Consider the following 21,523-nt stretch of genomic DNA (forward strand, 5'->3'; position numbering starts at 1 on the left):
CTTTGCCCTGCTGGCAGGCTTGATAGGACTCGCTCCCCAGTCCTGATTGCATCAAGGTTTTGCAGTCCCTGTGTATGGTTCCACAGTAACCCCTCTCTATGTGAATCCAGCAAATCAGATGATGCTATCCCTAGCCGTTTCAAGGCTTCCAAAGCGGGTAGAGTTGCAGTACACATTCCTAACTTGAACATATTGAGCTCCTGATTCTGTGCCCTTGTGGCTTGAATTGTTAAGCCACCTTCTCTGCTAGCGCGTTGGCAAGCAGCAAGGGCCATGTAGGATCAACACCGTTCAGTGCATTTATGACTTGATCAGCATCTAACACGCTAGATGTGAAAGTTGAATTAAGTAGGTCTATGTCTGCGGCCGGCGTCCTTACAACAGTTTTTATGAAATTGCTTCCTTCACCTGGGCTCACACTTGCATAGAGGTTAGAGTTCCCCAGCCTTACAAGCTGGCCATTAGATATGAGTTTTCCAGTATTTGTTACTTCGAACATGATTTAGCCTCGTTGAGTTGGGGATTTGCGCCCGAGTTGGTGTTGGTCACGAGTGGCACATTGCAGACCGAGTGCCATAGAGACAGCCTTGGGCTGTTTCTGCATGTGCGCTGACGCCGGCGAAATACCGGTGAACGGACATGCAGAATCAGCCAACGAGGGCCTGGGTGATAGATCACGGGTGGGAATGCCGGCGCAGGGCTGGGGGATTGATGTTGGTACCTGGCCGAGGATGGCCTGTCCCCACGAGGGCACCGAGGACTAATACAGAGTAACCTAGAGGGCCAATATCTGGCAATCAGGTACAGATTCAAAAGTTGATGGCCATGCCAATTTTGGCATGGCCATCACCTTCAGATGAGGAAGTCGTCCAGTGATCGCCCTTTAGCAATCTCTTCGGCCAGGTACTTCGGGGTGCGCCCCTGCCCTGTCCAAGTTTGTTCGATTCCATCGACGACATAGCGATACTTGGGTGGTCTCGGAGTGCGCTTTTTCTTGGAGCTAGTATCCACACCTGCAGTATCCCCAAGAAGCTCTTTGGGATCGATGCCGGCCTGGGCAAGCAACTCCTGGAACTCGGCCAACTTGCTCTTTCGTTCTGATTGAGCAGCTATTTCTTTGTCTGCCTGAGTCTTACGTTCCAAGTACACCAACTCGAATTTCTCGTGGGCCTCTTGTACTTGTTCAAACGGCAGGTCACGAAGAGCAGCCCGGAGGCTTCGAATATTCAACAGAGTTTTAAAAAATTCTTGCATGCAACAGTCCTACTCAAAAGAACTAACTGGAAATTGCCAGCTATTAGTTCATGGTTTCGATCGTTCTCTGTAAACCCAATAAAGCCGAAGCCCTGAAGATGAGCTTTTCGCTTCAGTTTTCAATCATATCGTTATCACCGTTAAAATAAACGCGATATTTCTAACATGGCGGAGGGGCATCTCAACACTTCGTCAGTCTCACAGATCACCCCAATATTCCTCCGGGTCAGGGACTCTGGGTGCGTGTGTGGCGTGTCTCTGCTCCTCAACCCCATCGTCATAGCTCTCTTGCCACACCCTATATGGTTCACCCCCGAGCAATTCTGGATGAAATGGTCCTTCTCTTTGTTCTCCAAGACGCCGACCATTTGAATCGTTCCATCCCTGCCTGCGCCCTTCTGTTCGGCAATACCGGGAAATCTGCTCGATTTGCTCGCAGGAAAGTTGATTCACTTGAGCTCCACTCCAGCTCTCATCACCGAATGCATTTGAGGAAATCCGCGGCAACACCATTGGATCGCCGGAATTGATAATCAGTATTCCCATGTATCCCTCACACTATGAAATCTGGGTCGACAATCCAAGTCACACCTTTGCTCACAACCGCTATTGGTTTTACACGCAATACATATAAGGCATTCCGGATTGTTAATCTCCCAGTCACGAGATACCTAATTACTCTCAGAAAATATCTCATCTTTCCTTCCGGTGAGAATAAAATGTTGTCCTTCAGTCAGTGGACATAGCTACACAACATCTAGCCAGACCACCGACTTGATTATCCTCCATCCGTTACCCCATTTCATCCTCTTCCTTTTTGTCCATGGTCTGCTGCTAAATCACCACCTCGCCGCCGCTGGCCACCCTGGGTGCCGAGCTCATCGGCGACCCGGGGCACCAGGTCCCGACACCGGCCAGGGGGCCACCTGCAGCACCGGTTCACCCGCCCGGCCGCCGGCAATGGCCATCCTGGGCGCCGAGTACGCGGCGGCCCGGGGGCCACCTGCAGCACCGGTTCACCCGCCTGGCCGCCGGCAGTGGCCACCCTAGGCGCCGAACCCGCGGCGGCCTCGGGGGCTCACTGCGTACCGGATCCCGGCACCGGTCCGGGGGCCCACTGCGCACCAGATCACCCAACCTCCGCCGGTGGCCACCCTGGGCGCCGAGCTCATCGGCGACCCGGGATCCCGTACTCAGCATGCACACCGACAAAACCCCACCACCACCCAGGCCCCTCCGCTCCCCGGCGCCGGCCGGGGGCCCACCGTGCACCAGATCACCCACCCGCTGCCGGTGGCCACCCTGGGCGCCGAGCTCATCGGCGACCCGAGGCACCAGATCCCGACACCAGCCCGGGGCCCACCGCGCACCAGATCACCCACCCGCCGCCGCTGGCCACCCTGGGCGCCGAGCTCATCGGCGACCCGGGATCCCGTACTCAGCATGCACACCGACAAAACCCCACCACCACCCAGGCCCCTCCGCTCCCCGGCGCCGGCCGGGGGCCCACCGTGCACCAGATCACCCACCCGCTGCCGGTGGCCACCCTGGGCGCCGAGCTCATCGGCGACCCGAGGCACCAGATCCCGACACCAGCCCGGGGCCCACCGTGCACCAGATCACCCACCCGCTGCCGGTGGCCACCCTGGGCGCCGAGCTCATCGGCGACCCGAGGCACCAGATCCCGACACCAGCCCGGGGCCCACCGCGCACCAGATCACCCACCCGCCGCCGCTGGCCACCCTGGGCGCCGAGCTCATCGGCGACCCGAGGCACCGGATCCCGGCACCGGTCCGGGGGCCCACTGCGCACCAGATCACCCAACCGCCGCCGCTGGCCACCCTGGGCGCCGAGCTCATCGGCGACCCGAGGCACCAGATCCCGACACCAGCCCGGGGCCCACCGCGCACCAGATCACCCACCCGCCGCCGCTGGCCACCCTGGGCGCCGAGCTCATCGGCGACCCGAGGCACCGGATCCCGGCACCGGTCCGGGGGCCCACTGCGCACCAGATCACCCAACCGCCGCCGGTGGCCACCCTGGGCGCCGAGCTCATCGGCGACCCGAGGCACCAGATCCCGACACCAGCCCGGGGCCCACCGCGCACCAGATCACCCACCCGCCGCCGCTGGCCACCCTGGGCGCCGAGCTCATCGGCGACCCGAGGCACCGGATCCCGGCACCGGTCCGGGGGCCCACTGCGCACCAGATCACCCAACCGCCGCCGGTGGCCACCCTGGGCGCCGAGCTCATCGGCGACCCGAGGCACCAGATCCCGACACCAGCCCGGGGCCCACCGCGCACCAGATCACCCACCCGCCGCCGCTGGCCACCCTGGGCGCCGAGCTCATCGGCGACCCGAGGCACCAGATCCCGGCACCGGTCCGGGGGCCCACTGCGCACCAGATCACCCAACCGCCGCCGGTGGCCACCCTGGGCGCCGAGCTCATCGGCGACCCGAGGCACCGGATCACCCACCCGCCGCCGCTGGCCACCCTGGGCGCCGAGCTCATCGGCGATCCGGGGCACCAGGTCCCGACACCGGCCCGAGGGCCCACCGCGCACCAGATCACCCATCCGCCGCCGCTGGCCACCCTGGGCGCCGAGCTCATCGGCGACCCGAGGCACCAGATCCCGACACCGGCCCGGGGACCCACCGCGCACCAGATCACCCACTCGCCGCCGCTGGCCACCCTGGGCGCCGAGCTCGGCAGCGACCCGACCCGGGGCACCGGATCCCGGCAGCGGTCCGCCGGCCACCTGGACAATGCATCAGATCCCCCTCGGCAGTGGCGGCAGTGGCCACCATGGGCCCCGAGTTCGTCGGCGGCCCGGGGGCCACTGCAGCACCAGCCAGCTGGACACCCTGGGCGCCGAGCTCCTCGACGACCCAGGGCACCAGATCCCGGCACCGGCCCGGAGACCAACTGCGTACCGGTCCGCCGGACACCGCACCAGATCACCCGCCCGCCGCCGCTGGCCACCATGGCCCCCGAGTTCGTCGGCGGCCCGAGGGCCACCTGCAGCACCGGCCCGCCAGGCGCAGCACCGGATCACCCACACCGGCACTGGCCGCCCTGAGCGTCACCGGAGAATCGGAACCGCAATTCAGCATGCACACAGACAAAAGCTTCGACCCAGCGCACCAGCGGGAACATCCTGGCCACTTGCAGCACCGCGCCGCCGCTCTGCAGAACGATGCCGCGAGCACATCGATGGTGCAGGCCAACTCAGTGACCCACACATCGGTTGGGACTGGGGGCAACTCAGTGCCGGTATTCGGCGTGTGTTCAGGAGGTCATGGCTGGCGGGCTCGCCTGTGAATACCTGCAAACCTGGATCTACTTGCTAACGGAATGGATTAGGCCATCAGTCCTCTCATGGCTCCAGTTGCATTGTGAAGATCTGAGGGATGATCGACGTAAGCAAAAAATCGTCTACGGGTGCTATAAATGTCCTTTTTGAACGCAACAGCTTTTCTTGATTACTTGTTTTGCCCTCCCCTTCCTGGGCACAAAACCACCGTCATCGCAAAAACGGTGTCACAAAAAATCAGGAACAATCTTGAAGCGATCAAAATTGTAAAGCGGTGTTTGGCTGATGGCTCGCTGGCTGTATCTGACGTCGAGCGCGATGTCCTTACTCAGTATGCCGGATGGGGTCAACTATCAGGACTCTTTGAGCCAGAACACCCCCAGCATGCCGAATTGAAATCTCTTGTCACTCAAGCAGAATTCACGGCGTTGGAAGCATCTGTATTGACCTCCTATTACACCTCCGAATGGATTATCGATGCCATGTATCGTTCCGTCGCACGCCTTGGTGTGCAGGACGGTCCATTGCTCGATTTTGCTACAGGGTCCGGTCACTTCTTGGCGAGTCGCCCGGCGACTCTTTCAGCGATGAAATCCTTTGCTGTTGAGCTGGATGGCCTGACAGGGACTATCGCCCGCTTATTGAATCCTGCAGCCAAGATCTATGTCAACCAGCCGTTCGAGCACGTAAAGCTCCCGTATAGTGGCGACTTTTCCTTAGTTATTGGGAACCCGCCATACAGCTCTGTTCCTGCCAGGGATAGAGCATTTGGCACACTCCCACTACATTCCTACTTTCTGATTAGAGGGTTGAGCGAACTGCACCACGGCGGGCTTATGGCTGTTGTCGTATCAAGCTGGGTAATGGACTCCAAAGATAGCGATGCGCGGCTATCTCTCTCGGCCCGGGGAAATTTGGTTGCAGCCTGTCGTCTGCCAAATTCGGTGTTCAAGGGTGAAGGGGCCAACGTTGTTACCGATATTCTGGTCTTTCAAGCCTGCCAGCATCCGGAAGAAAACCCTTCATGGATCGACACCGTAGAGGTCCACGACGAAGCAGGCTCGGTATATCGTGTGAATCGCTTGTTTGTGGATCGTCCTGAACTCGTCGCCGGCAAAATCTCAGCACCTGGCACCTTCAATGTGTCTTGCAACGTTGCAGATCCTGGCCGTGATCTTGCGAGTGTTGTAACTGAAATCCTCGATATCCAGACCTCCAACCCTTTGTTTTTCCGTAAGTCTACTGCTCCGGTTGCAAGGAAAGGTGTCGTTTCTGCCCCCGCAGGTATGGACGATGTTGGACCATATGAATTTTGCCAAACTCCGGCGGGTGAGCTGATGCGTCGAGTGGCAGATCATGTTGATGAAAACGGGGTTAAGATGCCCACGTTCCAACAGTGCGAGTTTAAATCAGCCAAAGATAGGCTACGTGTAACGGCCATGCTGAGAGTTAAGAGGGTGTTGGCATCACTCATCAACGCAGAGCAGGGCAATCAGCCAGACGCCAACTTGCGAGCTCTTAGGGCTGATCTCAATGCGACCTATGACCGCTTTACTGCCGACTTCGGTCCGTTCCACGCTTCCAAGAACAAATCCGTTCTTGGGGAAGATCCCTGGTATTACCGCTTGCGAGCTCTCGAGTTGGACTACATCGCGCCGATCAGTGCCACGGTTGCCGAAAAAGAGGGCATCGCAGAGCGTAAAGAGCAATGGAGTAAGGGGAATTTGTTCACCCGCCGCGCAATCACCCCATTGATCACTCCCAGCCATGCCGCGAACCTTGCCGACGCCGTTCTAATCTCCGTGAGCTACAAGGGTGAGGTCGATCTTTCATACGTTCGGGATCTGGTCCGCTTTAAAGGAACAGATCGAGAACTTTTGCATCAGTTGGCCGAACAATCTCTGGCATTTGCCGACCCCGAAAGTGGCAAGCTGGTCATTGCGGCAAAGTACCTTTCAGGTTACATCCCCAGCAAGATTGAGGCTGCACAAGGGGCGGCCGAATCCGACCCTCTGTTTGCTATCAATGTTGCCAACCTGCAGCGAGTAATGCCCTCACCCATCAAGGCGGTAGACATTTTTGCACCGATGAACTCCCGTTGGCTGCCTAACCATTTCCACGCCGATTTTATCCGCCATCTGGTCGGTCATCCAAAATTGAAAGCACAAGTTACCCTTATCGACAACGAGTATCATGTTTCGCATGACTCTCTCCCTCAGACCGTCTTAACTTCTGAATGGGGTACGCAGCGCCGCGACATGACCTCCTTGATCATTGCGCTTTTGAACAATCGCACCATTGAGGTACGCGATCCACATCCGAGCATATCTAATACGACTGTTCCGAACCCGGACGAAACAATGGCCGCCCAGCACAAAGCAGAGGAAATTAAGGCGGCTTGGGAGTCGTGGGTGCTGGATGATGCCGAACGCCGCAACGATATTGAGCTTGCTTACAACGCACATTTCAACGGCTTTGTTGCCCCGAAATACAATGGCTCACACTTGCCTTTAGCTGGTAGTGCAGTTGACCTATATCACACACAGAGAAACGCCATTGCTCGGATCATTCATGAGTCGTGCACTTTGATTGATCACGCTGTCGGCGCCGGAAAAACGTTCACAATGATTGGTGCGGCAAGCGAACTAAGACGCATTAACAAATGTGAGCGTGTAGTGCTGGTCGCTCCCAATCACCTCGTCGCGCAGCATGCCACCGCCGCACAGTTCATTTTTCCAGGCATGAATATCTTTGTGCTCGATAAAACTATGATGACCCCGACCACCCGCCGCACAGCCTTAGCCCGCCTTGCAATGACAGACTTCGATCTATGCATCATTCCGTTGAGTGTGTTCGGGCTAATCCCAGCCCCTCACGATCTCTTGGTCGAAATGTTGGAAGCAGAGATCGATGATCTTCACCGGTGTTTGTCGGAGCTGAAACATGAGCGGTTATCTGTACGCCGGATGCAGACGCGGATCCAGCGCAAAGAAGCTGACCTTGCAGAACTTGTGAACAAACACACTGATGAAATGCTCGACTTTGCGGACCTGAGGGTCACAACTCTGATCATTGATGAGAGCCAATTCGGTAAGAACCTTAGCTATTCTTCATCCCTGCAAAGCGTTGCCGGAATGGGCCAGGCATCAGGCAGTAAGCGAGCCTTTGATCTATTTGTCAAAAGCCGTGCTGTTCTGCGAGCCGGTGGTCGTTATGTTGAGGCTACCGGAACACCAATCCTCAACTCTGTGGTGGAAGCACATCGACATCTGCGAGTGATGTCCCAAGATTTTGCTCAGTCAGCAAAGCTGACCCACTTTGACGCATTCAGTGCAGTCTTCGCTCAGCCAGTGACAGATTATGAATTGGCGGCGTCCGGGCGTGGCTACAAGATGAGAACTCGCATTAGTACATTCACAAATTTGACAGAGCTTCAAGCTATCTACTCAAGCTTCGCTGATGTAGTTACTTCTGAGCAGTTGCCAAATGTCTTGCCAAAACTAGCTGATGGCCGCAGTGCTATCCCTCCCCTCACGGGGGGCAAGATCATCGAATTGGTGATTGAACCCAATGAGCACCAGGAAAACGGCTTCGCTGAAATCGTCAGTGCATATTCTCGAGTCGATAACCGGGAGAACAACCCCCTAAAATTGCTCAACCGTGGGCGAATGCTCTCTCTCGATGCTCGGCTTGTGTACCCAGACGCACCGGACTACCAGGACAGCAAAATCAATACCGTAGTGCGCTATCTGCTCGATAAATATCAAAGTACAACTAGCGTTCGCGGTACTCAGATGGTCTTCATGGATCGTAGCATTCCCGCTCGCCATCGTGCCGGAGCTTCGAAAGAGTGGGCGGCAATTTTCAACCTTGCCAGACAGGGTGATGAAGAAGCGTTAGAGCGTATTGAAGGCCTAGACGAACTCGAACTTACCGCCATGGTCGGCAGTTCATTCAGCCTCTACGATGAGCTGGTAGAAAAATTGGTTGTGGGCGGCATCCCCCGCAACGAGATCGCAGTTATCCACGATTACCGGACAGACGCGAGAAAGGAAGCGTTGCGTGACATGATGAATGAGGGGCAGATCCGAATTTTGCTAGGCTCTACCGAATTGGCAGGCTCTGGGCTCAATATCAACCGGCGTTTGGTTTCGTTGGTTCACTTCGATCTCCCATATCGACCCGGTGATTTGGCTCAACGAGCTGGCCGCATTGAGCGCCAAGGCAACCTGTTATGGGCGAATGATCCCGAGTTCACCATTGATATTGTCGTGCCAATCACCCGTCGCTGTCTTGATGCTTGGCAACTGGGATTACTCAACACCAAGCAGCGTTTTATCAGCCGGTTCCGTCAACTCGATAGCTCCGTCCGGCACTACACAGAGCAAAATGAAGCGATTGATTATGCCGAGTTAAGCGCCATCGTAGCCGATGACCCGCGAATCCTGGCTCATGTCAAAGGCAAAGCAAAGCTGCGAAAGCTTGAGGCAGCCCGGAATAACTGGTTCCGGAATCACGTCAGATTGGACGACCAAGCACAATCCCTTGAGCAAAGAGTCGCAACCTTGGCGGCCAAAATGCAGATGATTCGAGCCGATGCAGCAAACATTGCGGCCACCGCGGATGAGTTGTTGATTACCGTGGATGGTGTGACATATGAAAAAATGGGGGTGGATTCGACGGCTACAGATCGTCTAAACATAACCACCGCCGCCCCGGCTGTCGGTTCAAAATATAGCAGACTGAACTACCGTGCAGATATTGGCAGTCAACACGACATGGCTACTTACCGGGGGGCTACTCTGGTCTATGAAAAGCCATATTTCGCCAAACTGTGCTTCGCCACCGAGTTCACAGTTCGCGGCCCCTCCGGTCATCACTACGAGCTGAGAAATGTAGAGCGCAATAGCATTAACGCTGTGATGGCGGCCTTCGTCGCGCTCGTCGATAACTTGCCGCGCTTACCAAACATAGCCACAGCCCAAATGGCTACTTGGACAAAGAACGCTACCGACTATCGTATTGAGGCTGCGAAGCCATTCAGCGCCCAAGCAGAGCTTGATGAACTGATCCCATTTTTGCGGCAACTTGAAAAGGAGTTGGCAGATTCTGCCATACATTCAGCACATCAAGTGGCCGCTTGAGGAATGATGTAGCCCCTGCTGACAGGTGGGGGGTTCGTTGACGAAAGACATTCGTCTGTTATTTGATAGCCCCAACTTCTGAATATTGGTTTGCCCTCCCTTGCATTGACCGATGCCGTGGGATCATAACCCCATTGAAACCAAAATAGGGTTATGAACATGAACGCATTGAAACAAGGCGCTTCCAATCGCACGGATGATTCTTTGGTGATGCTCACTGTTGATCAGGTGGTCGCAGCCCCCTGGGGCAACGTCCGTCGCGGAAACCGCAATAATGCCAAGTGGACGGAATTTCTCGCTGATGTGAGGCTGCGCGGGATCATCCAATCGGTGACGGTTCGCCCCCATCCAGAAATGGCAGGTATTTTCGAGCTGTTAGCAGGATATGGCCGTTGGGATGCCGCTAAAATTGTGGGTTGCCCTATCCCCGCCCTTGTCGTCAATTGCAGTGACTCAGAAGGCGTTGCCATTGGCATGATGGAGAACCTGCAGCGGGAAGACATGGGGCCGGTTGATGAAGCCCACGCAGCACAAACGGCACTAGCTCTATGCAATGGTGATTACGAAGAAGCCCGCAAGCAACTCGGTTGGTCACTGGGTCGCCTCAAACAGCGACTGCATCTTACTCGCTGCACTCCGGCAGTGCTTGATGCAATCTCAGCAAAATTGGTTTCACTTCGTCATGCCGATTTGCTCGCAGGTATCAGTGCTGAGGCGCAGAACGCTCTGTTGCCCTCAATTACTGAGAAAAACCTTAGCGTAGATGCGCTCAAAGCCTTGCTTGGTAAAGCTTCGGCACCGATTTCCTCCGCGCGTTTTGATGTTGGAGATTGCGCCTCCTGCGTTCACAACAGTCAGCAACAATCCAGCCTGTTTAATGAGTTCGCTGTTGTAGACGGGGCTGTTTGCCGGAATCTTGTGTGCTTTAAACAAAAGACTGCTGCTATGGTTGCGGCCCGCAAGGACGAACTCGCCGAGCGTTACGGCACCATCATTGTACTATCCGAAGTATCCCAAGGTTCGATTAACCATGTAAGCCATGACACGGTTGGCGCAGAGCAGATGTTTGATGGCTGTTTACCTTGCTCGAAGCGCGTTGCATTGCTCGATGACCGCATTGATACCGCGGGTGATGTGCTCGAAGATCGATGTACCGACCCAGATTGCTTCAAAACGTGTGTTTCTAAGCACCGTGATGCAGTGGCGGAAGCTGCAGAAATCACTGAAAAGGCGAACTGGGCGGCAGGGATTGATCCCACCCTCACCAACGCAGCCCAACCCTTGCAAAAGGATGAAGGGAATACGCAGGCTCCCAATGTGCCTAAAAGAAAGGCTGCCGATAGTGATCCCACTACCTCTTTGAGTAGTTCGGTGGTTGCAGACCACAAGATAATGCTTAGACGCGCAGCCGTTGAGGCGTGGGGAAGCGACGCTGAGGCTTCACAGCGTTTTCAACTATCAGTTGTTTTGTCGAGCCTTTTGTCCGTTGCTGGCAAAGCAACCTTTGGACGCGCCCTGCCGGATACCATCGCTGATAGCAGTAAAAGTATTGAGGCGTTGCGAAGCGAGATTGCCAGTACCATGAGCTTTATCGTCGAGCGATTAGACGGCACCGGCTACTGCCCCATGGTGGACGTTATGATGGCAACACTCCCCCACGCACCTAACGCTAAGGAGAAGGCTATAGCCCAATGGGTTCCCACACCCGAGCGACTGAAAAGTTACACAACAGATACAATCACCTTCATCTTGAAGGAGTCCGGCTACTTGACTGCCTATGAAGCTGCCCACGATTCCAAAGCACTGAAAAAACTTATCGGTATGAGCAAAGGCGACCTTATCAAGACTGTCGGAGCCTTTGCGTTCGATTGGTCAGGCTACGCCCCCAGCTTTTACCTTAAGGGGTTCGAATAGTCCCTCTCCCCTCCCCCGCCTAGCAGGCGGGGGACACCCCTTTAGGATCCCCTGTGGGGATTTCACAATATGTCCTGTTCCTGGGAGCCATCTAGCGGGGTTGTACTCCGCTAGGATGCGCAAGGGTGACAACATGCTCAGTTCATCCAGTCGGTACAATTTCAGGTTTTTCTTTCTTCCCTTACTCCAACCCATCAGAGGACTTTTGCAAGGTGACCCGGGAATTCAGATAATAAGTGCGACACTCATGGATGAATGGCGAGAGGTGGCCAACTGCTGATTGGTGGTACCCTTCTGCTCGCCAAAGTATAAGCAGTATCACCATGAGCTATCAGCAGTTGACCGAGGGGCAACGATACCAGTTATCGGTGCTTCGCGCACAGGGGATGTCCATCCTTGCCACCGCACGCGCCATTGGCGTTCATCGCTCCACCCTCTACCGGGAGCTGCGTCGTAACGCCGGGCCGCAGGGCTACCAGCCAGACAATGCGCATCAGCACGCCACCCACCGACGGGCCAGTGCGGCCAAATCTCGGCTATCTGCCGATGTCATCCAGTTTGTCGAGCTGACACTCGCCTGGTGGTGGAGCCCGGAGCAGATAAGCACGGTGGGCAAGCAGATAGGCCTCATGGTGAGTCACGAGTGGATATACCGCCATGTGGCCGCCGACAAAGCCCGGGGTGGCCAGTTGTACCGCCATCTGCGCCAGGGCCACAAGCGCTACCGCAAGGGGGCGAGCAGCCTGCGTTCTCCCATCAAGGAAGCCCGCTCTATTGATGAACGGCCGGCTATCGTCGATAGCCGGGAGCGGCTCGGTGATTGGGAGGCGGACACGGTGCTGGGCAAGCAAGGCACAGGTGCACTGGTCACCCTGGTGGAGCGCAAGAGCCGGCTCTATCTGGTCAAGCGGGTCGCGAGCAAACAGGCTGGGGTGGTGCGGGATGCGATAATCGAGATGTTAACGCCCTACATCGAGCAGGTGCATACTATCACCTTTGACAACGGCGGCGAGTTTGCCGAACACAAGGCGATAGAGGAAGCGCTGGGTGCCGAGACTTACTTTGCGCACCCTTACTCTTCGTGGGAGCGCGGTCTGAACGAGAACAGCAATGGGCTGTTGAGGCAGTTTATCCCAAAGGGAACAGACCTGAGAGAGGTCACGGACGAGGATGTCAGGAGAGCGGAGCAGTGGCTCAACCTACGACCTCGGAAATGTCTCGGATTCAGGCAGCCTGTCAAGGTATTCGAAGAGTACCGTCAGGCGGCATAGGCGAGTGTCGCACTTCGAAGTTGAATTCGCGACCTACCTGATGGGCACTTGCATTATCAAGTTACGGCGTAAGTTGACTCCACGCACCAAGGAGACAACCGTTATGATGGAATTTACCTTTAAATCCAGTTCATCTTTTACCGACGCAATCACCTTCGTTGCAGCTCATGCTAAAGGGAGCATTGCACCGATTCATAAATACCTTCTCCTGCAAATAGCAGAGAGCGGTGTTCTGTCAGTTCAAGCCACAAATGGTGGTTTCTTTGCGACCCGCATGACGAGAATGGATTCGTTCAACGGCACTGGTTCTATCTGCGTTGATGCGGCAAAATTCAATGCCATCGTTCACTCGATGCCCGTTGATGCAATCGCAACTGTCAAGTTTTGCTCTGACGGCAATAAATTATCTGGCGTTGTTCAAGCAGGGCGTAGTCGATTCCAGTTAGTGTGCTTGTCAGCCGACGAGTTCCCACAGCCAGAGATTTGTAATAACACCTCTCGTTTTTCCATCCAAAGCAGCGATCTGATTCCCACCCTGACCCGTCTAAACCGTATGGTTCCGGCTAATGATTGTCGACACACGCTCAATTCCATTTGCGTTGAGCTGGACGAAACGAGGGCCGTAGTTGTGGCATCCGATGGAATGCGGCTGGCTAAAGGAGAGATCCCTATCAGCAGTATTAGCGGTGATGTGCGGGGGCGTCAGCTGTTGATCCCTAAACAACAAGTGCAGCAGATAATTTCAATGACAAAATTGGGGTGTGAGCTGGTAGTTCTCTTTGATACTTCACGCCTTGCCATCATCTGTCCGGTATATGGTTGGAGGCTACAATTCAGCCTATTAGAAGGAAAGTACCCCAACTGGCAGCGTGTTATCCCGAGTCCCTCTGGTCATGGTTGGGCTGATCTAGGGGTAGATAGGGAATATTTCATTTCATGCCTTGAGAGAGCCAAGATTCTTGCTGATGGTCGCAAGCAAACTGTACGTTTCCAAGTTCAAGCTGGGGAGATCACTATCAGCTCGAAGAACGAAGGGAGCGACGAGGGGGCAACCGAGATCGTCCCCTGTAAGATGCCGTCAGGCTTAGACAGAGTATCGGCCATTTTCAATGTCGGTTATCTCGTCGATGCTCTGCGCGGATTGTCCGGCGCAATAGTCAATCTGACCATCGACACCTCGGAGCAGAATAGTGCGGTTCTCATGCGCTCTGAAACTGACATCACTGCATTGCAGGTGTTAGCCCAAGTAAAGGCTTGATGTTATCTAACAGCTTGATTATGTCGTTCTATTGGGGGGCAAGCTAATCGCTATGCCCCTTGCATCAGCCGGTATCGGGTTAACCTAAGTCCACTGAATCAAGAACCAGACCGGAGAAATATCCATGTTCCAGCCCCTGATTGAATGCCTTTCCACTCGCCTCGGGGTGAGTCAGTTCAACCTTCAAGTGTCCGGCTCGGCAGAGTTAACACAGGTGATCATCATCCCCGTTCTCTCGGCTCCTGCGGCCAATGTTACCGGGGCAGGCTATCAGGAGGGAGGACAAGCCTATCGTGCAGCCCTGACAACTCCGGTTATCGTTTCCGCACCTCTAAGTAACATTGATACTCGCTTAGCTGAGATCCTTGACGAGTATGCTCAAGCTCTCTCTGGGACATTGCGCCAGCCCAGCATCACTGAGCAATTGCAGAAAGCTGTATCTCAAGCGGCGGTCAAGGGAGTTGAGCCGAAGAAGAAAAAGGGGGAAGCCACAAAGCCAGTCACTGATGATGCTATTCCAGCAGGGGCAGGGGCAGGGGCAGGGGCAGGGGCAGGGGCAGGGGCAGGGGCAGGGGCAGGGGCAGGGGCAGGGGCAGTTCAGGAGAAGGTTGATACCCAAGCACTTTTTGACCAAGACATTTTGTCCTCTTTGGGTATCTAAGGGGAGTCCATATGCAAACCATCAACTTACTGCGTCGAACCTTTAAAATTGGCTCTGCTATCGTAGATGACCCTGTTCCTGGCCTGCCACTCGAAACGGCACAACAGATCCTATCAGCCACCTACCCACAGGTGCGCTGGACAACCTTGTACGAGACAGATGGCCTTCTGGTTGGGAATACATTGCAATACGAATTTCTAATACCCCCAGTTAAAACCAACGGTTAGATGTTGGAGGGGGGAGGGGATCAAAAACCGCCGCAAGGCGGTTTTATCATTTTGGTGCATAGATTTCAGTCGCCAGCTATCAGTCCTCTAGGGGTGGTTTGAGTGACCCATCACAGTTGATGGGGGGCTATCGTCGGTGAGCTGACAGCCGAAAAATACAGTGTATTTATGTTTCCAACTTGTTATTGATGGCGCAAGAGAGCAACAAAAATACACTGTATTTTTGGGAGCTTGAGCTGATCTTGCGTCTGAACAATCTAAGAGATACTGGCTGCATAGGAGGTGCCTTCATGCCGACTCATGATGAACTAGCCGCATGGCTGGATGTAATTGAGGCTGAACCAGAACAGCCGTTAGAGCCAGTTTCCGATCAAAATTACCTAGAAGCATTTGCCAAGGAGAAAATGAAATGGGTGCAGTTTGCTCAGAAAGTTGCGAGAGCACCAACCGAGCGGGATTTGCAATCCGGTTGGGCGTTCCGGCCTCGCTGACAGGGCAGGATCGCGCACGTTTGCAAGTACCCCCATCCTTGCGTCTGCGTGGGGCTGTGATACCAAGACCGGGGCTTTCGACTACAGATGGATTCCAATCATCTATTCACTCTCTGGGGGAAATTGCACCACTGTTGAAGTCTGTTGTTACGTTGGCTCACAAGAACGGATGGGGGGCCACGGAACTGACCTATTTGGTGGCAGCACAAACTCTAGCAGAGCGCCTGAGTCGTTTTGAGGATCTTGCGCATGTGGTATGCCAAGAGCTATCTACGCGAGCTGAGCGAGCAGGGGAGGCATGTGCCCGCGAACTGCGGGAGATACTGATAAACGTGGGTGGGGAAATATTGGCCGGAGAGTTTGACGATAGCTATTCAACGTGTAAGCAGATTCTTGATTTTAGTTTTGGCCTTGTTAACGACCGAAACGGTAATGAGTTCGGTCAGTCCAGCGAGCAATTAAGATTCCGGCTGTTTTCAGATCTAGAATTCATGGTATTTCCATCGTCAGTATCCAGCGACTACCTCGCAGCATTTCAAAACCTCATGTTCTCGCAACTCCCACTGGTAGGGTTCATCCCAAGCAATGCCTTCTTTGAATACACTCTCGACTGGATGACTGAGTGTTACGATCTTGAGTTACCCGAGACTTTGGAGGCCACCCAAATTCACGAGTTCATCGGCGTTCTGGAGCGGGCAGAAAGTGAATTATCCAAGATAGACTCAGCTCCCAGATTCGAAACAGAAGCCCCCGACTTTTTCGATAAACTCGCGCTTCTGGTCGGTGGCAAAGCAGAGGCAACATCTGTTCTTATGAAGGTAAATGATGCCAGTGATGAACTCGGTGGTGATGGATACTCAGCCATGTGGAGCTGTTTTGATTATTGCCATCAGAAAGCTGGCTGGGCTGAAATCGAGCAGTCAGTAAAGGAGATAACTGCTGAAGGGGGACTTGCGGCTGTGTTTGGCCGCTTGCGCGAGGTGGAAGATAACACCTCTCTGAGTGCCTTCCTATTGGGGGCTCAGACGATCATTGAAAGGGAAATGGCGACCTATAGGGTCTCGAAAGAGGTTTTCGACTACCAAGACGAGTCTGACATATCCATTGACTTTAAAATCCCCTTTGAGACAAAGGCACTTCCGCGCAGGGAGCTTGCAGATGATGCCTACAACACTCACAACGACTTTGCCATGAACGGGGATCTATGTACCTCTAGCGTTTGCGTCCACATCAATGATGATACTTTGATGGCCATGGAATCGTGGCAGCGAAGCATTGCAATTATGGCCGCTGTGTACGTCGCAGGAAACAACGTTAAAGAGGAAGCTGGTCATGCAAGTGGTCAGAAATAATACCTGTCAGAAGAAACAGACTTTACCCCGCCTTGCGCTCGTATTTTCCAGCTCTAGTGAGCAGATGGCAGACCTAACCGGCATTACACGACACGCCATCGTTGACGACAAACTCGGGTTAGGTGAACCCCTGTCAATGCAGACTATTCATGAGCTGTTGGCAGACCTCACAGGCTCTCTGGATCGCTCCCAGGGTAACACGAAGGGCAACTACCAATTCATCCCCTCTAACGTGCTACTCAGTAGCCCAAGCGCGATTACATGGTATCAGCCCTCGCGGGAAGGGATGTTATGGTTACAGGTGGGTGGTGAGCGTTGCGGTTTCAAGATCCTTTGGCCAGCTCTAGTGTTCAATGTCCAGAAAGGGTCGGCACGGCTATCTGTAGCCGCTTTGGACACCGACGAACGCCCTACACCCGAGAACCATGTCTACGATGTTCCTATGCCCAACTGCTACCACGGAGGAGGGTTTTGCCTTGGAAGTGCAACGTTGCCCCGAGAAATTGATTTCTCGACCTTGCCGGAGATTGAGGCTTGCATGTACGACGCACTTAAAACTCACAGTAACAACTCCCAAGCGGTAGCCGATGGCTCTACACCAACCGCGTTTTGGGTCGGGATGGACGTAGAGCGGAGAAAGACCGGCGTAATCCCAACAATAACTGCATCCCAGATGACGAGAATAGGCTATCTCGGTGATTGGATTGAACAGGTTGCATCACGATAAAGAAGGGGATAATTGCGAAAGTTGAGAAAAGGAGCAGGGCGATGAAGTGGAAAACCCCCATCGAGTATTTGTCTCAGGAAGTGGATGTTGTGCTAATTGGGTGTGGAGGGACTGGCAGTTTTGTCATGGGCGAGCTGTCAATGTTACATGATCTCTTGACCCGTCTTGGTCATCCCGGTATCAGTGTGACTGCCTATGATGGCTCTCCAGTTCGTGAAGCTAATTTAGGTCGCCAGAGGTTCCATGCGGCAGACCTGGGGCTCCCCAAAGCACAAGCCTTAGTCGATGCGGAGCGTTGCTATAACGGTTTCGCTTGGGAGGCTAGGGGAGACTATGAGGTGGGTCAGGAACTCCTTAATCGCCGCCGTCCAACCGTATTTATCACAGCAGTGGACAAGCCTAGTTTTCGTGTACAATTCGGGTCGAAGTTTGCAACATTGAGCAAATCAAACCGCCTCTGGATTGATGCTGGCAACGATAACAAGACGGGGCAGGTAGTTTTAGGGGGGGCTGGGTTGCCGACAGCCTACGACTTGTTTGCGGGGCAGTATGAGGTGATGGTGGATGACCTATCCAAGAGCTGCTCATCAGCGGAGGCCGTCGCCAAACAAGATTTCGGGGTTAACTCAACGGCTGCCCGGGTTGTGGGCCAACTCATGTGGAACATGTTCCGGCATGGCGGCCTTGATTCCCACGGAGCGTTTTTCGACGTTCACCGGTTATCAGTTGACCCCATGCCCATTGACGAAAAAGTGTGGTCATCATTCGGATACTCTCCGCAGAGTCTCTGAATTCCATGAACACAACAACAAATAAAAACCGCCTTCAGGCGGTTTTTATTTTCTGGCATGTTGGTGAAACCCTATTGATGCTGTTGCTCCCATGCCCAGCTTGATCCTCACATTTTGAGCATGGCAAGGAGATCGAACAGTTGCTGACTGGAGATCTCGTCTGGTAGGGTCAACTCGAAAGTATTACCCTTTTTTTGCTTCACCGCGATCCCGGCAATCACATTCACATTGGTACGCTTTTCCGGCTTTTCACCCGCAAGTTCTGTAGCTTGTGCGGCAATGTCGGCCAGTGCTTTCGGTGCTGAGGGGTATGGTTCTTTACCCTGGGCCCATAATATCAGGGCTTCAACTTGTCCCTTCGTGAGTAGCTTTAGGGTTCTGCGCAGATTCAGTATTGTTGGGCGTCCAGTGCCAGTTCCATCCGGTAGCAGTTCATAGAGTGGCAGCGGAATCTCAAGTGCCCACTGTGAAGCGCGGACTTCTGACTCATGCACCCCGAATAACGATGCTACCTTGAGTACATCCAGCCCTTCATCTTTCATCACCCGGGCATAATGCAGCCCTTTATCATAAAGCGAGTTGGGTCGAGTGAGGTTAGCAATTCGACTGAGCTCGCGTAGCTCAGCCATGCTCAGATCCTCTGTTTCGTCGGTGTAAGCTATGGGCAAGCCTTTTTCCGCCAACAACGCACAGTATCGGCGACGCTGACCGTCAAATATCCCGTACCTGGTATCTGCCCCTCGTACTGCCAACACCTCCATTACGACACCACCAGAGCGAACTGAGCCGATCAGGTCATCTACAGTATCTTCAGTCACTCCCGACTTGGAGCGAATGTTCGCTTCGTGGATGTAGGTTAGCTCCTCAACATGTGCAGAGGGGATATAGACAGACGTCAGCCGCACGAGGCGCCCGCTTTTCAGGCGTATAACCCGGAAAGCACCGGTCGAACGAATCTTACTGGCCAATGCTTCTTCTGCATCCTGAAATCCCCCAGCCACATCCTCAGGCATGCTGAACACACCGCTTGATATGGACTGCGCGGCTGCTGATGTAGCAATGTGGGCCGCTAGGCCTTCGCTCATTGGCGTGCGCTTTTTATTCATCAGTTTGCTACCTCAAGAATGTTAGAGAAAAACTCAGCCACAACGTTCTCCGCAACGTTCTGGGCGCGTCTGAGTGACCTGGTATCTCCTGCATAATGTTTCGGTTGGATGGTGAATACGGTGCGGCCATCTTCAGTGACAGAAGAGAATGGCCTCAGTTGCTCCATCCTGTTGACAAACAACTTCGCAGGTTCAAGGTTCTTGAGCATCATGTAGTTATCCAGATGCTGTGGATTGGTGCCGTCAAATTTACTGCCCAGAAGCCACACGGATGCGGGATCAAGGTTTGGGGAGGGAATGTTCGCCAACAACCCATGAATGGACTCGAGGAATTTCAAGCTCGAGTCAAACTCCAGCGGGTCGAGGCCAATAGCAACAAACAAGCTGTCACTCGCTTGCAAGGTGTTAATCAAGGCCGCATCAAGGTGAGGTCCCGCATCAAGTAAGATGAGGTCGTAGTGATCACGAATCGGATCTATGACATATTTTGTCAGCAATTCGGTCATGTTGATGCCGGTATCTGCGGCGTGTTGGTATGCCTGCAGTGAAAAGAATCCATCTGCAGTTCCCGCTGGCATGACAAATAGCCCATCGCTAGAAGTAGGCAGCATCCAGGACCTTACCGTTTCAGGTGTAGCCCTGGTGGCAATGGCTTCGATTGCAGAATGTTGTGGCTCTTTACCAAGCCCGGCGAATCCAAAAGCCACGGAAGTTGACCCCTGAGGATCCATGTCGATGACCGCTACCCGCAATTGATGGCGGATCAGGTTGCGATGATGAACCAAACCGGTCGCGATGGTGACAGTCGATGTGGTTTTGCCGACCCCTCCCTTGAGGTTGAGGCAAGCAACAACCTTGGCGAGAGTATCGGAGCCTAGAGTGGACTTGATCTCGGCAAACGAACGCTGACCTGCAGCCTTATAAATCGCCCGAACATCGGCATGAGAAAATGTGTGTGGTTGGAGTGCGTTTTTCTCTGCGGGTAGCCGGCTGAACTCTCGACCACCTTCCCGCAACACCTTGATAGCCCCTTCAACCCTGGCTCGAGTCATTTCAGGTAAACGTTGCACCTGGTACATTGTGTAAACCGCACTTTGATACCCGTCCTCAATGGAAGTGTCCCGGCGGTCTTGCTTCACATCGGCTATGTAACCCAACAGCATTCTTGCTTGGCCGCGGAGTTTTTCGAAGCCAACCAGGCGTTGCTGCCTTGCCAATACACTGCTCATTCAACAATCCCCCTCAATTCCATGTTTTTAGATTTTTGGATGATAATTCAGGAATTATGGGTTTGTCTATTTTTTGGCTCCAGGCGCAACTGAAGGCGCTAGTTCTTCCCTCAGCGATATCCGGCCAACCAAAGCTAAATGCACATCAGATAGCCGATCACATTCTTTCATCAGCGGCATGATTAATCGGCAGAAATAGCTGCATCAGCAAATCAGCATCGTGGCCAAACACGGTCATTTTTCGACCCACGGGTGATACAAAGCGACTACGACAGTAGTTCAAAGGCGCTACGCAGGTAGCTCAACGGTGATACGACTTGCATCAAATGTGATTCGTTTATGATGCAAAGCGTTGACAACGGGTAAGCGCAAAAATGAGCACAAATGCAACCTACCCTTGGCACTTAGACAGCATCTCTTAGCGAGGACCTTATGTTACCAAGCAGAAAAGGCGCATCGAAACTCGAGCCCTACACAGTCGAAATCCTGGAGCTGAGGGGAAAGCATTCGCTTGAGGTGATCCGTGAGTACCTAGAGGAGAAGTACAACATTGAGATAACAAGGTCTGCAATTAACGCCTTCGTAAAACGTCGACAGAAAGGATTGGCAAACCGTAATTCGATGCCACAAGCCCCTCTCGAACCCATTAAGGCTCCTGCCGCCGTACAGCGTAGCCATGTAGCCGAGCAACAACCTTCTTCCACAACCGATAAGGCGGAATCGCCGGCTGTTGTTGATGTGTGGGCTGGAAAGGTAACACTCTGAATATTAAGGAATAACATA

General features: G+C 54.1%; 15 protein-coding genes. 11 read left to right on the forward strand and 4 right to left on the reverse strand.

Features of this window, described 5'->3' with window-relative positions; genetic code table 11:
• Positions 1–229 precede the first annotated feature (229 nt).
• Both I6L32_RS21680 and I6L32_RS21685 read right to left on the reverse strand, forming a co-directional pair.
• Positions 230–499, reverse strand: a complete 270-nt coding sequence (locus I6L32_RS21680) for a hypothetical protein (RefSeq protein WP_216945329.1) — start codon at positions 497–499, stop codon at positions 230–232.
• A gap of 353 nt (positions 500–852) precedes the next feature.
• Entirely contained in the window at positions 853–1,254 is a 402-nt protein-coding gene (locus I6L32_RS21685; RefSeq protein ID WP_210538364.1) for an H-NS family nucleoid-associated regulatory protein, read from the reverse strand.
• A gap of 3,452 nt (positions 1,255–4,706) precedes the next feature.
• On the opposite strand from I6L32_RS21685, the gene I6L32_RS21690 reads away from it, so the two are divergent.
• The 10 genes from I6L32_RS21690 to I6L32_RS21735 all read left to right on the forward strand — a co-directional run bounded on the left by I6L32_RS21690 (position 4,707) and on the right by I6L32_RS21735 (position 18,405).
• Positions 4,707–9,713, forward strand: a complete 5,007-nt coding sequence (locus I6L32_RS21690; RefSeq protein ID WP_210538610.1) for a helicase-related protein — start codon at positions 4,707–4,709, stop codon at positions 9,711–9,713.
• A gap of 159 nt (positions 9,714–9,872) precedes the next feature.
• A complete protein-coding gene (locus tag I6L32_RS21695) occupies positions 9,873–11,627 on the forward strand; it encodes a PRTRC system ParB family protein (protein WP_210538611.1) in 1,755 nt (584 codons plus the stop codon).
• A 323-nt stretch (positions 11,628–11,950) separates the two neighbouring features.
• Complete coding sequence (locus I6L32_RS21700; protein ID WP_043171239.1) at positions 11,951–12,898, forward strand: IS30-like element ISAs2 family transposase; 948 nt, start codon at positions 11,951–11,953, stop codon at positions 12,896–12,898.
• A 103-nt stretch (positions 12,899–13,001) separates the two neighbouring features.
• On the forward strand, positions 13,002–14,156 hold the full coding sequence (locus I6L32_RS21705) for a DNA polymerase III subunit beta (RefSeq protein WP_210538612.1): 1,155 nt from the start codon (positions 13,002–13,004) through the stop codon (positions 14,154–14,156).
• 124 nt (positions 14,157–14,280) lie between these two features.
• Positions 14,281–14,817, forward strand: coding sequence for a hypothetical protein (locus I6L32_RS21710; RefSeq protein WP_216945331.1), 537 nt, complete (start codon positions 14,281–14,283; stop codon positions 14,815–14,817).
• 11 nt (positions 14,818–14,828) lie between these two features.
• On the forward strand, positions 14,829–15,044 hold the full coding sequence (locus I6L32_RS21715; RefSeq protein ID WP_210538489.1) for a hypothetical protein: 216 nt from the start codon (positions 14,829–14,831) through the stop codon (positions 15,042–15,044).
• A gap of 179 nt (positions 15,045–15,223) precedes the next feature.
• On the forward strand, positions 15,224–15,535 hold the full coding sequence (locus I6L32_RS21720) for a hypothetical protein (RefSeq protein WP_210538488.1): 312 nt from the start codon (positions 15,224–15,226) through the stop codon (positions 15,533–15,535).
• Positions 15,536–15,669: 134 nt separating this feature from the next.
• Positions 15,670–16,887, forward strand: a complete 1,218-nt coding sequence (locus I6L32_RS21725; RefSeq protein WP_210538487.1) for a hypothetical protein — start codon at positions 15,670–15,672, stop codon at positions 16,885–16,887.
• Positions 16,868–17,614, forward strand: coding sequence for a hypothetical protein (locus I6L32_RS21730; RefSeq protein ID WP_210538486.1), 747 nt, complete (start codon positions 16,868–16,870; stop codon positions 17,612–17,614). Before I6L32_RS21725 ends, I6L32_RS21730 begins: the two co-directional genes overlap by 20 nt.
• 41 nt (positions 17,615–17,655) lie before the next feature.
• A complete protein-coding gene (locus tag I6L32_RS21735) occupies positions 17,656–18,405 on the forward strand; it encodes a PRTRC system ThiF family protein (protein WP_210538485.1) in 750 nt (249 codons plus the stop codon).
• 107 nt (positions 18,406–18,512) lie between these two features.
• On the opposite strand, the gene I6L32_RS21740 is transcribed toward I6L32_RS21735, so the two are convergent.
• Together I6L32_RS21740 and I6L32_RS21745 are read right to left on the reverse strand one after the other, a co-directional pair.
• Positions 18,513–19,511 carry a ParB N-terminal domain-containing protein gene (locus I6L32_RS21740; protein ID WP_210538484.1) on the reverse strand — a complete coding sequence of 333 codons (999 nt, stop codon included), beginning with the start codon at positions 19,509–19,511 and terminating at the stop codon, positions 18,513–18,515.
• Positions 19,511–20,740: a ParA family protein gene (locus I6L32_RS21745; protein WP_210538483.1), complete on the reverse strand. Its 1,230-nt coding sequence runs from the start codon at positions 20,738–20,740 to the stop codon at positions 19,511–19,513. The genes I6L32_RS21740 and I6L32_RS21745 overlap by 1 nt, the downstream gene beginning before the upstream one ends.
• Positions 20,741–21,172: 432 nt before the next feature.
• Between I6L32_RS21745 and I6L32_RS21750 the strand changes: the two genes are divergently transcribed.
• Positions 21,173–21,505, forward strand: coding sequence for a hypothetical protein (locus tag I6L32_RS21750; RefSeq protein WP_210538482.1), 333 nt, complete (start codon positions 21,173–21,175; stop codon positions 21,503–21,505).
• The last annotated feature ends 18 nt before the right edge of the window (positions 21,506–21,523 follow it).

It is taken from the genome of Aeromonas sp. FDAARGOS 1402, from assembly GCF_019046925.1.
GTDB lineage: Bacteria > Pseudomonadota > Gammaproteobacteria > Enterobacterales > Aeromonadaceae > Aeromonas > Aeromonas caviae.